General features: G+C 62.8%; 11 protein-coding genes. 10 read left to right on the top strand and 1 reads right to left on the bottom strand.

What is annotated here, in order from left to right:
• The first annotated feature begins 84 nt into the window (after positions 1 to 84).
• From AC1DZU_RS32875 to AC1DZU_RS32835, 9 genes are all read left to right on the top strand, one after another.
• Positions 85 to 5,841 carry a calcium-binding protein gene (locus AC1DZU_RS32875; protein WP_477291266.1) on the top strand — a complete coding sequence of 1,919 codons (5,757 nt, stop codon included), beginning with the start codon at positions 85 to 87 and terminating at the stop codon, positions 5,839 to 5,841.
• 7 nt (positions 5,842 to 5,848) lie between these two features.
• The gene (locus tag AC1DZU_RS32870) at positions 5,849 to 6,424 is read left to right on the top strand and encodes an invasion associated locus B family protein (protein WP_477291264.1); all 576 of its coding nucleotides are present in this window, start codon (positions 5,849 to 5,851) and stop codon (positions 6,422 to 6,424) included.
• A 13-nt stretch (positions 6,425 to 6,437) separates the two neighbouring features.
• Positions 6,438 to 7,106, top strand: a complete 669-nt coding sequence (locus AC1DZU_RS32865; RefSeq protein WP_477291262.1) for a hypothetical protein — start codon at positions 6,438 to 6,440, stop codon at positions 7,104 to 7,106.
• A gap of 147 nt (positions 7,107 to 7,253) precedes the next feature.
• Positions 7,254 to 7,730: a DUF4189 domain-containing protein gene (locus tag AC1DZU_RS32860; protein WP_477291260.1), complete on the top strand. Its 477-nt coding sequence runs from the start codon at positions 7,254 to 7,256 to the stop codon at positions 7,728 to 7,730.
• Positions 7,727 to 8,260: an invasion associated locus B family protein gene (locus AC1DZU_RS32855; protein WP_477291258.1), complete on the top strand. Its 534-nt coding sequence runs from the start codon at positions 7,727 to 7,729 to the stop codon at positions 8,258 to 8,260. The genes AC1DZU_RS32860 and AC1DZU_RS32855 overlap by 4 nt, the downstream gene beginning before the upstream one ends.
• A gap of 363 nt (positions 8,261 to 8,623) precedes the next feature.
• Complete coding sequence (locus AC1DZU_RS32850; RefSeq protein ID WP_477291256.1) at positions 8,624 to 10,072, top strand: TolC family protein; 1,449 nt, start codon at positions 8,624 to 8,626, stop codon at positions 10,070 to 10,072.
• Between the two features lie 39 nt (positions 10,073 to 10,111).
• Entirely contained in the window at positions 10,112 to 12,244 is a 2,133-nt protein-coding gene (locus AC1DZU_RS32845; RefSeq protein WP_477291254.1) for a type I secretion system permease/ATPase, read from the top strand.
• 41 nt (positions 12,245 to 12,285) lie between these two features.
• Positions 12,286 to 13,575, top strand: coding sequence for an HlyD family type I secretion periplasmic adaptor subunit (locus AC1DZU_RS32840; RefSeq protein ID WP_477291252.1), 1,290 nt, complete (start codon positions 12,286 to 12,288; stop codon positions 13,573 to 13,575).
• A complete protein-coding gene (locus tag AC1DZU_RS32835) occupies positions 13,565 to 14,206 on the top strand; it encodes a ribbon-helix-helix domain-containing protein (protein WP_477291250.1) in 642 nt (213 codons plus the stop codon). The genes AC1DZU_RS32840 and AC1DZU_RS32835 overlap by 11 nt, the downstream gene beginning before the upstream one ends.
• Positions 14,207 to 14,312: 106 nt before the next feature.
• Here AC1DZU_RS32835 and AC1DZU_RS32830 read toward each other — a convergent pair whose 3' ends face one another.
• Positions 14,313 to 15,257 carry a transglutaminase-like cysteine peptidase gene (locus AC1DZU_RS32830; RefSeq protein ID WP_477291248.1) on the bottom strand — a complete coding sequence of 315 codons (945 nt, stop codon included), beginning with the start codon at positions 15,255 to 15,257 and terminating at the stop codon, positions 14,313 to 14,315.
• A gap of 324 nt (positions 15,258 to 15,581) precedes the next feature.
• On the opposite strand from AC1DZU_RS32830, the gene AC1DZU_RS32825 reads away from it, so the two are divergent.
• A partial coding sequence (locus AC1DZU_RS32825; RefSeq protein ID WP_477291246.1) for a hypothetical protein occupies positions 15,582 to 17,611 on the top strand: 2,030 nt, incomplete at its 3' end.

Below are 17,611 nucleotides of genomic sequence, written 5' to 3'. Positions count from 1 at the left end.
TGAAATACGGAAAGCCGGAATCATGTCTTCCTGCGTTGAGCTGGAATTGTCTGACATTTCCATGCCGGCCAGCGGAGAGGGACCATGACCGACAATCTCATTTCGAACGGCTCGCTTGTTCAGCGTCGGGCAGGGCATTTCGCCGGGCACCGGATCGCGGGTGCCGATCACCGCTCCCGCTCGATCCGCCGCCGCCTGATGGCGGTCCTGCGCATGGCCTATCGCGTGCTCGGCATGCGCCGCAAGGGATCTGGACTCGGCATGCTCGGGATCGGCAAGGTGTTGGCGGCGGCGCTGGGTGCGATCGCATTGGGCGGCATCGCCACGCCGGCATCAGCACAGGTTTTCGGCGGCGGCGGCACGGCAAACGGCGTGCGCGGTATCGCGTTTGGATCCGGAGCCGTGCAAAACGGAGCCGATTCCATTGCTGAGGGCACCAATGCCAACGCGGGCGCCCAGAACGCCGTCGCGATCGGCTTCCAGTCGCTCGCCTCGCAGATCAACTCCATCTATCTTGGCTCGCGCACCGCCGCAGGAACGGGAGCGCTGGCTCAGAGCGCGATCGGCATCGGCACGGATGTGACGGCATCGCAAGCCGACGCCATCGGGATAGGGCGTTCATCCGTTTCGTCGGCACAATACTCGGTGGCTCTCGGCCTGCAAGCGAAGGCCACAGGCGCCGGCGGCGCGATGGCGCTAGGCTCAGGCACGGTCTCAAGCGGCGTCAATTCGGTTGCGCTCGGCGTCCAGGCCAGTGCCACAGGAGCCGGCGCCAACGCCTTGGGCACTTTCTCCGTTGCTTCGGGAGGGAACTCCACCGCCCTCGGCACCAGCTCCGAAGCCAGCGGCAACTATTCCACGGCCGCAGGCTGGGGGTCTGTCGCCAGCGGCGATTCCTCCACCGCCATCGGCCGGCAGTCCAGTGCCAGCGGCGTTTCCTCCATCGCCCTCGGCCAGGGTGCGGCGGCATCAAACGTAAATGCGGCCGCACTCGGCCCGGCCGCCCAGGCCACCGGTAACAGTTCGCTTGCGCTCGGTGCGCAAGCGGCGGCCGTTGGCGGCAGCACGGTGGCGGTCGGTCTGGCGGCCGGCGTCGGATCCACCACCGCCAACGCCAATTCGGTTGCGGTGGGCATTGCGGCGGGCCAGTTCGTCAGCGGCGGACAGAATACCGCAATAGGAGGTGGCATCCCCAGCGTGACGCGAGGCGCCGGTTCTGGTGTAACTGGCGCGCGCAACGTTGCCCTCGGCACCGGCGACGGCGGCGTCGCCTACGACGCTACACTTTCCGCTTCCGCGGGCAGTCTGGTTACCGGCAACGACAACGTTGCGATCGGCACCAATGCCGGTATCGGCGTCACCGTCAGTAACACCACGTCGATCGGCCACAACGCTCAAGCCAGCCAGACCAACGGCGCCGCGATTGGCACCGCCGCCATCGCAAGCGGCGTGAACTCGGTCTATCTGGGCGCCCGCTCCGCTGCCGGTACGGGCGCCCTTGCCGGAAGCGCGATCGCCATCGGCACGGACGTGACCGCATCCCAAACCAACGCCACGGCAATCGGTGCAACCTCGAAGGCGACGGCGGCAAATGCAATAGCCTTCGGTCCTGCGGCCAATGCTTCGGGCAATGCCGCGCTGGCCCTGGGCAATGCCAGCGTATCGAGCGGTGTCGGCTCCGTTGCGGCGGGTTCGGGAGCGCAAAGCACGGGCACCGCCACCGTGGCGGTCGGCAACAATGCCAGCGCGACCGCGGCGAATGCCGTGGCGGTCGGCCTCGGCGCGGTGGCGAACTCCACCGATGCCGTGGCCGTCGGCAGGGGCTCGACCGCGACGGGCGGCAAGGCCGTCTCCATCGGCTCCGGCAACACCGCTTATGGCGATGGCGCTGTCTCCATCGGCGATCCCAGCTATGCCAGCGGCACCGGCGCCTTTACCGGCGGCGCCAACAACATCGCCAACAGCGACGGCACGGCGACCGCCACCGCCGCCAACCAGGCCGCCGGCGCCGTCGCCATCGGCAACAACAACAAGGCCATCGGGCAGGGCTCCGTCGCGTTGGGCAACGGCTCCACCGCGGGTGCCGCCGGCCTTGCAGGCAATGTCGCGCTCGGCAATGGCGCGACCGCGGCGGCGAGTTCCGGCGACGTGGCGCTCGGCTCGGGCTCGGTGACCGCCGTGGCGGTCGGTACGCCCAATGCGGTGATCAACGGCACGACCTACGCCTTCCAGGGCACCACTCCGACCTCGACGGTTAGCATCGGCGCGCCGGGTGCGGAACGCACGCTCACAAACCTGGCGGCGGGTCGGATCAGCGGATCCTCGACGGACGCGATAAACGGCTCGCAGCTCTTTGCCACCAACCAGGCGGTGGACGCCATCGGTACCACGCTCAACAACATCAACGTCGGCGGCGGCATCAAGTATTTCCATGCCAACTCGACGGCGGCGGACTCCTCGGCGACCGGCACGGACTCGGTCGCGATCGGACCCGTCGCGACTGCGACGGGGACGAGCGCCATCGCGGCCGGCACCAATGCGAGCGCCTCCGGCATCAGCGCCTCGGCCATCGGCAACGGCGCCGTTGCATCGGCCCTCGACGCAACGGCGTTGGGTTACATATCCAAGGCCTCGGGGCAATACAGCACCGCGATCGGCGCCAATGCCAATGCGACAGCCACGTCCAGCACGGCGATTGGCCAGAACGCGTTTGCAACCGGCGTTCAAGCGGCCGCTCTCGGCGCGGGCGCGAATGCCGGCGCGGCGAATGCGCTCTCGCTGGGTGCCCTCTCCAGCGCCGTCAACGCAGGCGACGTCGCGCTCGGCTCGGGCTCGGTGACCGCCGTGGCGGTCGGTACGCCCAATGCGGTGATCAACGGCACGACCTATGCCTTCCAAGGCACCACGCCGACCTCGACGGTCAGCATCGGCGCGCCCGGCGCGGAACGCACGCTCACCAATCTGGCAGCGGGGCGGATCAGCGGCTCCTCGACGGACGCGGTCAACGGCTCGCAGCTCTTCGCCACCAATCAGGCGGTCGACGCCATCGGCGCCGTGGTCAACAACATCAATGTCGGCGGCGGCATCAAGTATTTCCATGCCAACTCGACGCTGGCGGACTCGTCGGCGGCAGGCACGGACTCGGTTGCGATCGGACCCACCTCGACCGCGTCGGGGGCGAGCGCCATCGCGGCCGGCACCAATGCGACTGCCTCCGATGTCAACGCCTCGGCCATCGGCACAGGCGCGGTCGCATCTGCCCTCGACGCAACGGCGTTGGGCTACATTTCCAAGGCCTCAGGCCAATACAGCACCGCGATCGGCGCCAACGCCAATGCAACAGCCACGTCGAGCACGGCGATCGGCCAGAACGCGTTCGCAACCGGCGTCCAAGCGGCTGCTCTCGGCGCCGGAGCGAATGCCGGCGCCTCGAATGCGCTCGCTCTGGGCGCCCTCTCCACCGCCAGCAATGCCGGCGACGTGGCGCTTGGCTCGGGCTCGGTGACCGCCGTGGCGGTTGGCACGCCCAGCACCGTGATCAACGGCACGACCTATGCCTTCCAGGGCACCACGCCGACCTCGACGGTCAGCATCGGCGCCCCCGGCGCGGAGCGCACGCTCACCAATCTGGCGGCCGGTCGCATCAGCGGCAGCTCGACCGACGCGATCAACGGTTCGCAGCTCTTCGCCACCAACCAGGCCGTCGACGCCATCGGCACCACGCTCAACACGATCGGCGGTTCGGTGACCGATCTCGGCAACACGATCAACAACATCGCCGGCGACACCTCGACCGCCTATACCGACGCCAATGGCGTGGGCATCCGCTACGCCCGCACCAACGAGACCGGATTGGCGAAAACCGATTCCTTCGCGCAAGGGGTCGGCTCCACCGCTGTCGGTTACCAGGCGACTGCAACGGGCGTCAGCGGGCTGGCGCTCGGCCGCGACAGCCAGGCCAGCATCGACGGCAGCGTGGCGCTTGGTTCCGGTTCGGTCTCCGATCGCGCACTGGCGCCGGCCACGGGCCAGATTGCCGCCGGTCCTTCCAACTTCATCCAATACAACACCACCGACAAGACACTCTTGGGCGCCGTTTCGGTCGGCACGTCCACCGCCTATCGTCAGATCACCAATGTGGCGGACGGCACCCAGGCCCAGGATGCCGTGACGATCCGCCAGTTGCAGGGCGCGATCGCGTCGGTCTCGGTCACCTCGACGAAATATTTCCATGCCAATTCGGCGGCCGGCGACTCGCTCGCGGTCGGGGCCGAGTCGGTCGCTGTCGGCCCGACGACGGTCGTCAACGGCGACAATGGTATCGGCATGGGCAATGGGGCGATCGTCGACCAGACCGCACCCGGCGGCACGGCCATCGGCCAGAACGCTCATGTGATGCTGGCCGACGGCCTCGCGCTCGGCACCAATTCGACCGCCGCCGGTGTCCAGTCGGTGGCGCTCGGCGCCGGCGCCCAAAGCACGTTCGCCAACAGCGTCGCGCTGGGCGCCCAATCGGTCACAACTGTCGGTGCGCAGGCGAACTACACGGCCTATGCGCTGGCAAGCCCGCAAACCTCGGCCGGCGAGGTGTCGGTCGGCGCCGCCGGAGCCGAACGCAAACTGACCAATGTCGCCGCCGGCTCGGCCAACACCGACGCCGTCAACGTCTCCCAGCTTCGCGGCGTGTCGGAGAGCCTGGTCGATCAACTGGGCGGGACTTCGGTCGTCAACGGCGACGGGTCGATCACCGGGCCGACATACAAAATCCAGGGCAACAACTACTCGACCGTCTATGACGGCTTCACGGCCGTCGACAACGCCTTGACCAACATCTCCAATGGCGGCGGCATCAAGTATTTCCACGCCAATTCGACGCTGGCCGACTCCGCCGCCAGCGGTACCAACAGCGTCGCGATCGGGCCGGAGAGCGTGGCGAGCGGCACAGACAGCCTTGCCGCGGGGCACGGTGCCACGGCAAGTGCGCAAGGCGCCGTGGCGCTCGGTCAGGGCGCCAAGGCCAACAACGCCAACGACGTGGCTCTCGGCTCCGGTTCGGTGACGCAGACCGCCGTCGGCACCTCCAGCACCACCATCAACGGCAAGACCTACGCCTATGCCGGGACGGCTCCGGCCGGAACCGTCAGCGTCGGCGCTGCCGGCGCCGAAAGGACGATCACCAATGTCGCCGCCGGACGCGTTTCCGCCGGCAGCACCGACGCGATAAACGGCTCCCAGCTCTTCGCCACGAACACGGCGATCGAGGATTTGAAAGACGGCGTCGGAAACCTCACCCAGAACGCGGTGGTGTATGACACCAATCCGGACGGCAGCAAGAAGAACAGCATCACGCTGCAGGGCGGAGACGTCAACGCGCCGGTGGTTATCTCGAATGTCGGCCCCGGTGTCGCCGGCACCGATGCGGTCAATGTCAACCAGTTAAACAAGGGCATAACTGAGACCAAGAGCTATACCGACAACCGTGTGGCTTACGCCATCGATGCATCCAACGACTACACCGACAAAGTGGCCGTCACGACCTTGCAGCAGGCCAATGATTACACTGACCAGAAGCTCAGCCAGCTCAATCAGGACATCAGCGGCATACGTGACGAGGCACGGCAGGCTGCCGCGATCGGGCTCGCCGCTGCCTCGCTGCGCTACGATGACCGTCCCGGAAAGCTGAGCGTCGCGGCGGGTGGCGGCTTCTGGCGGGACGCCGGCGCCTTTGCCTTCGGCGCGGGCTACACCAGCGAAGATGGTCGCATCCGTGGCAACCTGTCCGGCACGGCCGCGGGTGGCCATGTCGGTGTCGGCGCCGGCCTCAGCTTCACGTTGAACTGAGGCGGGAATGAACAGGCAAACCAGCCTTGCCCGCTTTGCCGTGCTGACTTGCCTGGCGCTCAGCAGCGGGCTCGCGCCGGCTGTCGGGCAGGTTGCCTCGCAATACAGGATCAAGCCCTCGGATGTGACGGTGCCTCCCGAAGTGAAGCTGGGGGACTACCAGCGCACCATCCGTCCCTTCGAAAATTGGACACTGATCTGCGACGAGAACCTCAAAGCCCGCAAGAAAGTCTGCAATGTCTCGCAGGTCATCGAGGACACGTCCGGCAAGATGGCCTTCAGCTGGTCGCTGGCCGCCACGCAGGACGGCAAGCCGTACATGATCCTGCGCACCGCGCCGAACGCCAGGAGCGACGGCCTGGTGTCGCTGAAGTTCGAGGGGCGGAACCAGTCAATCGACGTTCATCTGAACGGCTGCAACGAAGTGGTCTGTGTCGGGATGTTGCCGGTAGGGCCCGTCATGCGCCAACAGATCTCGCAGAACGCGACACCGGCGATCTCCTACCCGACCGTCGACGGTCAGACGATCACCGTGACCGCAACACTCAAGGGGCTGACAGACGCCCTTTCGCCAGTCAAGTAACCGGGGCAGCACCATGAGCCAGCAGGACCAGTTGTCGTCCGCAAAACGCAGCGACCCGACCGTCGAGGCGGATCGGCACAGACTCGTCGAACCCGCGCGGCGGCGGTGGCCTCGCCTCGTCGGATTTTCACTTTTGGGGCTGGTCGTGGCGGGCCTTGGCTTTGCCGCCGGGAACTATGCCGCGATCGCCAACCTGGTCGGCAGCGCGACGGCCGCGCAGCCTGAGACAGCCAACCCGGCGCTTCCGGACACTCCCTTCCTGCAGCACGTCAAACAAGCCGGCGTGCAGGCCTGTTCGACCATCTTTCCGGTGCTCGGACAGATTTTGACGACCGGCACGAAATACAGCGTCAAATCATTGTGGAACGACCAGGCTGCCGACAAACACGCCGTCCAGGCGTTTGTCGGCATGGACTATGCGACGGAACGATATAGCGGGCCGGCCGCCGGCGTCGTCTTCGCATCGCCCACCGCTTCGGGTTGCGAAGGGGCGATGGTGCGGGTGGCGCCGTTCGCCAGCCCCTGTACCGACATCCCGTCCATTCTTCCGCGAGGCAGCAAGATCACCGACCACCTCGGCCAGGTCGAGGTCTACGAGCTTGGCGGCAACGCGGGGGAAGCCCTTCTCCTGCCGACAGGCAACAGCTGCGTGGTGATCTCTGTCGCTTCTGCGGCGAAGTGAGAAGGCGAAGCCGATGGCACCAAAGCGCGTCGCGTTGAAACGGATTCGGGCGACGCGCCTTAGGTCTTTAGTTTTTATGCATGTCGTTGTCCCAAAACCGGGCCACTTTTGGGCAACATGCATTAACCCTGCGGAGGATTGCTGACGATGAGATCGGGATCTGTGGCTGTGCTTGGCATTGCCTTGCTCTGGACCGGGCAAGTCATCTCTGCCGATCTGACGGAAGGGCCGCCGGAGCCGCCGGCTCCGCCACCTCAGCATGAAAAAGGCATCTGGGCGGCGATCGCCTATTCCAGTGCCGATGTCAAATACGGCTTCTTCTGGGGCGCCGACAAGCGGCAAGAGGCGTCGGACATCGCGCTCAAGCATTGCGAGAACGCGGGCGGAGAGAACTGCACCGTCGTCGCCGTGTTCCGCAATCACCGCCATTGGGATGACGACGACCAGACCGGCTTTCCTTACAATCACTGCGGTGCCCTGGCCGTGGCCGAGAAGGCAGCCGACCGGCTCACCCCGTGGGGCGCAAAGTCTGCCCCGACCCGCCGGGACGCGGAAGACCTCGCCTTGCAGGCCTGCCAGGCGGCAGGAGACAAATGCAAGATCCGCGAGTGGGTCTGTACATGAAGCGTGGCCTCAAGGCCGTCTTGGCATGCGGGGCAGTCCTATTCTCTTTGATGTCGCCTGCGTCGGCGCAGCAAAAGGCGGCTCTTCCAGATGGACCGTCGTCCCTGCGCGAAGTCTTCCAGGACTGGAGCGTTGCCTGCTCCGTTCGGGAGAATGCAAAGACCTGTTCGCTTTCGCAGGACCAGGTTCAGCAGAACGGCCAAAGGCTTCTTGCCGTGGAGGTTCAGAGACGTGCGGATGGTTCTGCAACGACCACCCTGCTTCTGCCCTTCGGCATATTGCTCGATGCGGGCATAACGCCCCAGATCGACGATCAGCCGCCATTGTCCCAGCAGCGGTTCAGGACCTGCCTGCCGACGGGTTGCCTCGCGGTGTTTTCCATTGATCCGCCGACGCTTGCAAAGATGAGAAAAGGCACGGTGCTTAAGCTCAATGTCACGACGGATGCGGAGACCCAGCTGACATTTCCGGTGTCGCTTGGCGGCCTGACCGCGGCGCTCGACCGCATGGCTGCGCTAAGCGCACGTTGAGAAACGCAGTCCGTTCACTCAATCCGTGATCCCCCGAAAAATTTACTGTAACCGCGATCTGCCTTTGGTTCAGTCGCAAAAAGCGGCTATCCAGGGTTGATTCTGCCCGCATTGGTCCACCGCCTTCTTTTTTGTCCTTTTCCCGACTTGGCAGCGTCCGGATACAATCGCAGGGAGTCTGTGCTTATGTGCCATTTTTGCTACATTTAACAATCTTGTGGCCTGAATCATCGATTTAGCAGGAGCTAATTCAATAATTCCTCACACATTTCGTGAAACTGTGGATAGTTCTCGGAGGCAGGCCTTGGCTTGGTTGTAGCGCTCGCAAATAAGGGTGCTGGGGGAAACGTTAGGGTGGGTTATATGAATAAGACAAGCATCTCGGCCGTCGGCAAGCGCCTTGGTCTTTTGATGGCGGCTACAATGCTGACCTGCGCGAGTGCTCATGCCCTCACGCTCAAGGAGGCGATGGCTGTTGCTGTGGAATCCAATCCCGAGATTGGACAGGCAATCGAAAACCGCGAAGCAATCGAGTTCGAGTTGCGGCAGGCCAAGGGCCTTTATCTTCCCAGTGTCGATGTCGAGGCATCGGCCGGAGTTCGTCGCCTCGACAATTCGTCCCGGCGCTCACTGTCGATAGAGGATGATTCGCTCTATCCGGCAGAAGCGGATCTGGTGGTTACACAGAAGCTATTCGACAGCGGAGCGCGGCGGGCGGAATTGAACCGCCAGGCATCGCGGGTCGACGGGGCGTCCTTCCGTGTTCTGGAGCGCTCGGAATTCATCGGGCTGTCGGTCGTCCAAGACTACCTTGAATACATGCTGCAGGCTTCGATCGTCGCCGAAGCCAAGAAGAACCTGGGTTTCCATCAGGCGATACTCGGCGACATCCGGCAAGGCATCTCGGGCGGGGCGCTGAACGAGGCCGACCGGCAGCAGGCCGAGGAGCGTCTGTTCGCCGCCAAGGCACGCATGCAGGAGGCGACCGAAGAACTGGAAGCCTCCAAGATCCGGTTCTTCAAGACCGTCGGGAAACCGCTGGTCAATGCTTCGCGGCCTGGTGATGTCGCCGCCGCACTGCCGAGGTCCCTTGATGATGCGCTGGGCTTGGCACGACAGAACAATCCACGCGTTCACATGGCCACCAGCGATATCGCCGCTGCTGCTTCCATGGTGGACGCGGCCCGGGCGAAATACGGCCCCGAAGTCCTGGCCGAAGGCCGTGCCAGGGGAGGGTATGACATTGACGGCGACAATGGCGACGCCAGTGACCTGCAGGCGCGTCTGGTGCTGCGTTGGAACCTTTATCGAGGCGGCATAGACAAGGCCAATGAACAGGAGCAGATCCGCCGTGCCAGCGAACAGCGGCTTGCCTATCACCAGGTTCTGCGTGAAATCGAAGAGGCTGTCCGCACGTCATGGGATCGCCGCTTCCGGCAAGCCGATCTGGCAAAGACGCTCAGGCTGCAGGCCGCGTCCAGTGAAAAGCTGGTTTCGTCCTACCGCGAGCAATTCAAGGTAGGGCAACGATCGCTGCTCGACGTGCTCGATGCGCAGAATACGCGGTTCAACACGGCAACGCTGGCGGACACAGCATCCTATGCGTCGCTGTTCGCCCAATACCGGCTTCTGGCCGCGACAGGTCAATTGCTGAAAACGATGGGTCTTCAGCCGGCAAAGCAAGCGACGGCCTATGCACGATCCGAGTTCAACGCACCAGAAACCGCGGACACCGAGACCTATGCGCGGACGCCATCGGAGCAGAAGAACGACCTGCCTTTCGATATCCTTGCGCCAGTGAGGAAGAAGTAGGACGGTGCAGGGTCCAGCGAGGGTCCTTACGGGCATATCGTGAACCAGCAACCCAACATCCTCTCCCCCAAGGAGGCATTCAAAGCCTGCTTTTCAGCGGTCGCCGGCTATCTTGGCAGGCCGAGCGCCGAGACAGTGCTGTTTGCCGGGGTGCCGATTTCAGAGACGCGAATTGAGGTAGAGGATATTCGGCACCTTGCCGAGCGCATCGGCCTCGAGGTCAAGGATGTCAGTCATCGCGATTTCCTGCGCGGACGCGTCGATCTGCCCGCCATTCTGTTTCGCGCCAGTCAACTGCCTGTTGCCCTGCTCGCGGAGATTGAACCCGGCGAATACCTGACCGCGCCCCAGGAGGACGGCCGCACCTCGATCAGCAGATCCGAGCTGGCTGCTAGCTATATCAGCGGCGGCGCGTCCTTCTCGATCACCTACGCCAATGCCACCGAGGCGATGAAGGTCGGCTCGGCGCAGAAGATCGAAAGGCGCCATTGGCTGACGGGGACGATGGGCGCCTTCTGGCGCACCTATTCGAAAGTCGTCCTTGCAGCGATATTCATCAATGTTCTGGCCATCGCCTCACCCATCTTCACGATGAACGTCTACGATAGGATCCTGCCGAACAAGGCAATATCCACACTGTGGGTTCTGGCCATCGGCATCGGTGCCGTCATCCTGTTCGATCTGCTTCTGAAGACGGCCAGGGCCTCCCTCATCGACTATGCCGGGCGCAAGGCGGACATTCGGATATCCTATCTTCTGTTCGAAAAAGTGCTGAACTCGTCACTGTCGGCGCGTCCCGGCTCGACCGGCGAATACGCAAACCGGGTCACGCAATATGAGTTCGTCAGAGAGTTCTTCACCTCGAACACCATCAGCGTGTTCATCGACACGGCATTCGTCTTCGTCTTTCTTCTCGTCATCTATGCGATAGGCGGCTGGCTGGTGATCATACCGGCGCTGGCCTTTGTGATGTCCGTCATCGTCGGCTTGATTACCCAGCGCCGCATCGGCAAGCGCGTCGCCGCCTCGATGAACGAAGCTTCGCAACGCCAGGCCCTGCTGGTCGAATCCATCTCCACGCTGGAGACGATCAAATCGCTGCGCGCCGAGGCGTATCTGCTGCGAAAATGGGGAGAGCACTCCAAGAACGCCGCCAACACGTCCGAGAAGATCAAGCAGCTCTCGGCGGCGGCAGGCAACATAACCCAGTCGATACAACAGCTGGTGACCGTCGCTCTGGTGGTGGCCGGCGCTTACGCCTTCTCGGAAGGGCATGTTTCGACAGGAGCAATTATAGGAACGGTCATGCTGGCGAGCAGGGCGGTGGCGCCGCTCGGCCAGATCGCCATCACGCTGTCCCGGTTTCGCCAGGCCATGCTCTCGTTGAGGATGGTGAACTCGATCATGGATCAGCCGGAGGACCGGCCGGACACGGTGGGTTTCGTCAACCGCCCCATTCGCAACGGGGCGATGGCGTTCAGGAATGTCGGGTTTGTCTATCCCGGTTCGGAAAACGAGGTTTTGACCGGTCTGAATTTCACGGTGAAGCCGGGCGAGCGGATCGGCATTATCGGTCGCATTGGATCGGGAAAGACGACGATGGGTCGGCTGGTCGGCAGGCTGTTCCTGCCGACCTCCGGTGAGCTGCTGCTGGATGGGATCGATATTCGCCAGTATCACCCGTCAGAGGTTCGCGCCGCTGTCGGCATCGTTGCACAGGCTGGCGATCTGTTCTCGGGCACCATCAAGGAAAATCTCCTGATGGCTTGCCCGGAGGCTACCGATGAGCAAATCATCGAAGCGGCAAAGGCGGCTGGCGTCGACGATTTCGTCTCACGCCATCCGCGTGGTTACGACATGAATGTCGGCGAGCGTGGCACCAATCTTTCAGGCGGCCAGAGGCAGACAGTGGCGATCGCACGCCTGCTGCTGACCAAGCCGAAAATCGTCTTTCTGGATGAACCATCGGGCTCGATGGATCTCGCATCGGAACGCCAGTTGATAAAGCAGCTCAAGGTCGCCTTTGACCGCGACACCACGCTGATCGTCTCCACACATCGCTTCAGCATGCTAGAACTGGCCGACCGCCTGATCGTTATCGAACAGGGCAAGATCGTTGCTGACGGACCGAAGGACCAGGTTATACAGGCGTTGCAGAAAACAAGCGCCTGATCGAACAAATTGAATGCATCCAATGCGTTGGGGCGTAGGAAATGCTTGCCAGGGAAGATCGGCCGCCGCTCTTTGCGTCGGCGTCCATATTCATCATAGGAGCGCTTTTCGTTGTATTTGTCGCCTGGGCAGCCTTTGCCGAAGTCGATGAGATCGCGCGAGGAGACGGCAAGGTGATACCCGCTTCCAAGACCCAGATCATTCAGGCGAGTGAAGCCGGTGTCGTCCAGGAAATCGCAGTGACGATTGGCCAGGTCGTGAAGAAGAATGATCTCATCATCCGCCTCGACAACACGCTCAACACCTCCAGCCTTGGCGAGCAGCAGGCTAAGGCGCGTGCCTTGCAGGCGCGCATTGCGCGGCTCCAGTTCGAGCAGAGCGCCAATCTCGAAGGCGCATTTCCCTGTCCGCCCGAGATCCAGAAGACAGCGCCGGAAATCTGCGAAAACGAGCAGAAGCTGCTCGTCGCGCGCCGCGAAAACTTCGAAGTCAAGCTGTCGGTTCTCAAGTCGCGCCTCGATCAGCGGCAGAATGAATTGGACGAAGCCACTGCCAATCTCGATCGCCTCACCAAGAACCTGGCCGTTAGCGACCAGGAAAAGGCGCTGGTCGATTCCATGGTCAAGAAGGGCCTGATGGCGAGGACCGAGCAGATTCGCGTCGACCGCGAGCAGACCGAACTGCAAGGGCAGTTGAACCTTGCCGGTGAAACCATCAAAAAAACCAAGGGGGCTATCACGGAAGCCCAGCTTCAGGTCGACGAGCTCGGCCTGCAGTTGCAGCAGGAAGCTCTGAGCGACCTGACCGAGGCGTTGGCCGATCTCTCGGTGGTGGATGAGACCATACGTGGCGCCACCGACAAGGTCGCGCGCACGGATATCCGGTCTCCGGTGGATGGGATTGTCAACACGCTGGAGCTGAACACGGTCGGCGCCTTCGTCCAGCCTGGCGCGGTCGTGGCCGGCATCGTCCCGACCTCGGAGACCCTTCTGGTCGAGGCCCGGGTTTCACCGCGAGATGTCGCCTTCATCCGGCCTGACCAGGACGCGCTGATCAAAGTCACCGCCTACGATTTCTCGATCTTCGGCGGCATCGAAGGCAAGGTCTCCAACATCACAGCCGACAGCCTGGTGGACCAGAAGACAGGCGAACCCTATTACCAAGTGCGCGTGTCGACGGACAAATCGACACTCGAGCGAGACGGCAAGGCCTATTCGATCATCCCGGGCATGATCTGTTCCGTCGACATCAAGACCGGGCGCAAGACGATCCTGAATTACCTCTTGAAGCCGATCAACAAGGCACGTCAGGAGGCGATGAGTGAGCGGTAGCGCCAGCTCTCCTCTTCCCGATCACGAGCGGCTGCTGCCACCTGTCACGGCAGAGGATTTTGGGCTGGAATTTCGGGTTGTGGCACGCGGCGGCGTACGACGCGGCATCCGTTTGGAACGGGCTTTCTGGGTCACGCTGAAGCAGATGGCCGAAAGCAGGAAGTGCACGATCGGGATGCTCATCGATGAGATCGCCGAAAGTCAGGCACAGACAGGTAACCTGACATCAGCGATCAGGGTGGCCTGCATGCGTGGTTTGGGGGAAGAAAACCTGACCTTGCGAAGGCTTGCGTCGATCAACACCATCAACGCCATAGTGGTCGCCTGCCCGTCGCCGGCCTTTGCCTTGGCATCGTCGAAGAAGATCCTGACGTTCAACGCGCCGTTCCAGCAACTGGTCAAGCGTCAATTGCCGATAGCCCCAAACGACGAGGCGCGTCATGACCTCAAGCTGGCGCTGGACCTCAATGTCGCCGACATATTCGCGCGGCTCGATGCCAACGGCCAAGCCCCGGTGGCTACCGGTTTTGTCATCGGCGCCGGTGAACGTCGATACCGAGGTCATTTGAATGTCGTGCGGGCCCCGGTGGTCGAGCCGGAATTGCTGATGGCGTTCGTCTTCGGCGGCTGAGGCGCGTCACGTTGACCCGGATTCAGCCGATGCGCTCACGATCTGGTTTTCATGCAAATCATTGTCCCAAAATCACTTTTGGCGACATGTGATCTTGCCGGAAAATCTATGGCTGAACGCCTTCGCCGGGCGCAACGGTCGCGAAGCCGCCTTTGATCTCAGCCATCTGGGCTGCGCCCGGTTTCGAGCCGTGGATCCAGGCCCGGTCCGTGCTGAACGAATAGAGCGGAACGTAGTCGGGAAGATCGCTGTCGCGTACGACGGTGTTGCTGAGGCTGTCGAGAATGAAGGTGCCGCTGCCTGTGCTCACCGACAGCACCGCGTGAAAGAAGCCTCGCTTGCGGTCCTGGAGAACAACGAGCGCCATGCTTTGCGTTGGAATGCCGGCCCTTAGCAGAGCCGTCATCTTGAGGATGGCAAAATCCTCGCAGTCGCCGGCTCGCCGTTCGAGAATTTCCGATGGCTTTGCCCAGTAGTCGAGTTTGCCGTAGACGACGCTGTCTTTCCTGTAGGCAATCAGGTGATTTACGCTGCTGTTGACGAAGGATAGTTTCTCGCTGAACCCCTTGCCCTGGGCAGCGGAGACCATGCTGGCAAAGGCCGCACTTTTGCGCTCGCAGGCGCTGCCTGCCGAGCAGCTGGTGATTGCCTGGTAGACGGGTGCCCAACGGGCCGAGACGGGGAAATTGCGCATGGACAACGCAACCGATCCGAATACGCCGGGAATGATCGATGCCGTCTGCACCGGATCTATGCCGGCATCAGCGCGCGCCGTCGACGAGCCATCCCCGCGATCAGCAAATGCCGGGCCGTAGCTGCCGAAAACCATGATGATCCGGTAAGGAGCCGCAGGCTGCCAGGGCTGCGGCCTCGCCAGAGAAACACCGCCGAGACAGGGCGGCGTCAGGACCCTTTCCAGAGGCGTGCCGGTAGCAGCAGCCTCCCCGGAAACGGCATTTGCGAACGATGGTCCTGCCAGGCCGACAAGGCCGATTGCCAGCAGGAGCACCTTGAGCCCGGTTTTTCCCAGGACTGATTTTTCTTTTTTCATAACGCCCACCTTTGACTGTGAACGCTACCAATCTTGTCTCAAATTATTGGAAATGAAGGTAGATAACTTTACGGCAAGTGGCTTTGTCTATTTTATCTAAAATTTTATTCGTTTTTATACTTCTATTTACCAAGAGACCGGGTCAAGCCTCCGCCGAGCGAGCTACGCAGAAGCCGGCATATATCAGGTTATATGTTCGAGGTTTACCAACGTGTAAAAAATGCTGGGGCAAGCATATCGGAGTATATGAAATAGATTGCGGGGTTGTTGCAAAGCAGAAGTGGCCAATGTCTCTTGCCGGGAAATGTCGGAGGGGTTTCAGCAATGATCACCAATAATGAGTTGGACAGTTCTTCGGGTTCGTTGAACGAGCATTCCGCGTCCAGCGAACACAATGGTCAGGCATCGCCGGGAGAGATCCTGGTCGCCCAAGCAACTTCGACCCAGCCGCTCGCGCCGGCAGCAGCCGAACCGGTGCCGGTCGATGTTGGCGGAGCGCCCGTCAAGCCGGAACCGCCGGCGACAGCGAACGCACCCGCAGCGACGGCACCCCATGAATATGTGGCTGATGCCAGCAATATCGTGAAACTTCCGTCCAACGTTTCCATCGACAACATCAAGGTCGACGGCCACAACCTTGTGCTCGAGCAGGCCGACGGCTCGGTGATCGTGATCAAGGACGGCGCCTTGAACGTGCCGACCTTCGTCATTGGCGACGTCGAGGTGCCGCGCGTTGCGTTGCTGGCCGCGCTCGAGGCAAGCCATGTCGACGTTGCCTTCGGCGCCGACGGTTCCATGTCGGCCGGCCCCGGCGGTTCGCCACCCAGTGCAGGCGGGAATTTCGAAATCCCCCCCGGCGGCATCGGTGACGGGTTCGGCCTTTCGGCCCTGTTGCCCCCGACAGACCTGCAGTTCGGGTTGCTGGACCGGCGCGAGCTGACGATTGGCGTTGCGGAAAAGGAAGACTCCACCCCCTCGATCGACCTCATCGGATCGGCAACAGTCAACGAGGCCGGCCTCCCGGCGCGTGGCGGCGAGCCTGCCGGCTCGGACGCGTCCGCGTCGTCGGAGACGACCTCGGGCAACATCGGCTTCACCTCGCCTGACGGCGTGTCGGTGGTTTCGCTCGACGGCCATGTGCTGAGCGGTGTGGCTCAGACCTTCACCGATGGGACCGGCTCGCTAACGGCGAGCTATGTCTTCGATGCGGCGACCGGCATCGGCACCATCCACTACACCTACACGCTTCTCGACAACACCTCTGGCAACGCCACCAATGTGAGCTTCCCGGTCGCGGTGACGGATGCAAATGGCAATCCGGCCCCGGGCGGCAATCTGGTCATCAACATCATCGATGACGCACCGACGGCAGTTGCCGACACCGACGCGGTGGCGGCGGGTTCGCACGCGCCGATAGGCGGCAATGTGATCAGCGGCGCTGGCAGCGACGGCAATGCGGCGGGCGCCGACACCAAGGGCGCCGATGACGCGAAGGTTGCGGGCGTTGCCGCCGGCACGACCAATGCCGATCTGGACAGCGGCGTCACACTGAACACGCCGATCCACGGCGCCTATGGCACGCTGACGCTGCAGGCGGACGGCTCCTACAGCTATGTGCGCGATGCCGGCACGCCTGGCGGCGTCCACGACGTGTTCACCTATACGATCAAGGATGGCGACGGAGACCTGTCGCACACGACGTTGACGATCTCGATCGGCAATTCGACACCGACGATCAGCGACCTGACGCCGGCGGCCGGTGGCGGCGACGTCGTCGTCAACGAAAATGACCTGATGGCCAACCGTGGATCCGGTGAGTCGGACGGCTCCGACACTGCCAAGGAAAGCACCACACAAGGCGGCACCTTCGCCATTTCCTCGCCCGACGGCATCGCCTCGCTGGCGATCGACGGCCACAATTTCATCACCAATGGCGTGTTCACGGCTGGCTCGTTCACGACGGCGCTGGGCAACACGTTGACGGTGACGGCCTACGACACCGCGACCGGTCAGGTGAGCTACACCTACACGCTCCTCGACAATGAGGCGCATCCCGCCGTCCAGGGCACCAACAGCCTGTTCGAGAACTTCACTGTCACGCTCACCGACCAGGACGCGCAGAGCGTCAACGGCACGCTGTCGGTCAACATCGTCGACGATGTGCCGACGGCCACGACCGAGGCTTCGCAGAATGTCGCCGAGGGTACGACGGTGACCGGCACGCTGGACTTCGTTGCTGGCGCCGACGGCGCGACAGTGACGCATATCGGCGCCACGGCTCTGGTGTTCGGCCAAGACGGCTACTCGCAGGCGATCGACATCGGCGACGGCTCGATCAAGGTCATGGCTGACGG

The organism is Mesorhizobium sp. P2_A12 (assembly GCF_056405075.1).
This window is presented reverse-complemented; position numbering and strand designations above follow the sequence as displayed.

What these genes read in the sequence shown, in the direction of transcription:
- AC1DZU_RS32830 (WP_477291248.1), bottom strand. Translation starts at nt 15,257, where the DNA reads ATGAAAAAAGAAAAATCAGTCCTGGGAAAAACCGGGCTCAAGGTGCTC.
- AC1DZU_RS32840 (WP_477291252.1), top strand. Translation starts at nt 12,286, where the DNA reads ATGCTTGCCAGGGAAGATCGGCCGCCGCTCTTTGCGTCGGCGTCCATA.
- AC1DZU_RS32860 (WP_477291260.1), top strand. Translation starts at nt 7,254, where the DNA reads ATGAGATCGGGATCTGTGGCTGTGCTTGGCATTGCCTTGCTCTGGACC.
- AC1DZU_RS32855 (WP_477291258.1), top strand. Translation starts at nt 7,727, where the DNA reads ATGAAGCGTGGCCTCAAGGCCGTCTTGGCATGCGGGGCAGTCCTATTC.
- AC1DZU_RS32865 (WP_477291262.1), top strand. Translation starts at nt 6,438, where the DNA reads ATGAGCCAGCAGGACCAGTTGTCGTCCGCAAAACGCAGCGACCCGACC.
- AC1DZU_RS32850 (WP_477291256.1), top strand. Translation starts at nt 8,624, where the DNA reads ATGAATAAGACAAGCATCTCGGCCGTCGGCAAGCGCCTTGGTCTTTTG.
- AC1DZU_RS32875 (WP_477291266.1), top strand. Translation starts at nt 85, where the DNA reads ATGACCGACAATCTCATTTCGAACGGCTCGCTTGTTCAGCGTCGGGCA.
- AC1DZU_RS32870 (WP_477291264.1), top strand. Translation starts at nt 5,849, where the DNA reads ATGAACAGGCAAACCAGCCTTGCCCGCTTTGCCGTGCTGACTTGCCTG.